This window comes from Burkholderia sp. B10 (genome assembly GCF_004368385.1).
GTDB lineage: Bacteria > Pseudomonadota > Gammaproteobacteria > Burkholderiales > Burkholderiaceae > Burkholderia > Burkholderia vietnamiensis.
Genome location: NZ_PQMX01000176.1, coordinates 1 through 985, shown reverse-complemented (window position 1 = coordinate 985; position 985 = coordinate 1). Strand labels below are relative to the sequence as shown.

Below are 985 nucleotides of genomic sequence, written 5' to 3'. Positions count from 1 at the left end.
TATCAGAGACTGTTTAACCGGTGGAAACAGTCGCGCCCCAAATCAGACAGCGCGCCGATACGGTGGCCGCAGGCGCGAACATAGCGAACGAGCGAAGCGCGGTGCGGGACTTGTGCATTTCATCCGTCGTAACCTGCCCGCAGAATAAAGCATAAGCTGTCCGCGAACAGCTTCTCTACCGTCCGTCAGCCTCTCCGCAGTAAACAATAAGCTGCCCCATCGGTACGAAATAAAGCATAAGCTGTCCTCGAAAATCACCGATAAAATAGTCTATGTTTTCCGCTCTAACGCAACAAAATTGCCACTAGCATGGAAGAACCGCTCGAGGAGCGGCCTCGGAGGGAAAGCTCGCACGCCCGCTAAGAGCCCGCCGGGAACAAGGAGATTTCCATGCCAATCTGGACAATCGCGTCCGTGACCGACGAACCCGAAGTCTCGCTAAAGCGATGGAGAATTCTGGAGACCGAGGACGGTGCGCGACACTTTGTCGGTGCAGACGAGCGCGACCACACGGGGCGCGTCAGTTCCAGAATCGTCGCGTTCGACCGTCACACCTTACGCGGCAAGACTTGCTCAGGGCGCATTTACCAACTCATTGGAGCGGCCGGCTGGTCAAGAGACGCAGACTACGTGTGGCAACGGTGGTGTGAGCTGAACAGCGTGGCATCGCACTGCGACGTTACAAAGCAACTGCTTGTCGGAGCGGCGGATGACAACCCCATATGAGCGCTCGAAATCGGTCATCGAGACGCGCGAGTTTTTACAGATGCTTGCATCTGCCGGCGACATAGCCAACCGTAGTCATACGGCCAAAGTGCCCGACGAGGGGCAACCGTTGGAGTCCAAAATGTTGATTTTCACCGAATCTTGACCCACCGTTTTCATCTAAATCTGACCCACCCCGAGACAGCGTAGTACATCTATTCCGGTGTGGATAACTCCTCACTGCCTGCGGCTTTTGCTGCTCTCTTTCTGGTTGCCTTCG

The 985-nt window shown here is 55.6% G+C and carries 1 protein-coding gene; it reads left to right on the top strand.

Annotation, left to right across the window (positions count from 1 at the left end; all coding sequences use genetic code 11):
- Positions 1 to 709: 709 nt before the first annotated feature.
- Positions 710 to 871 (top strand): BPSL0761 family protein, encoded by a 162-nt coding sequence (locus C3Y15_RS31945; protein ID WP_155121959.1) that lies wholly within the window; start codon positions 710 to 712, stop codon positions 869 to 871.
- Positions 872 to 985 lie beyond the last annotated feature (114 nt).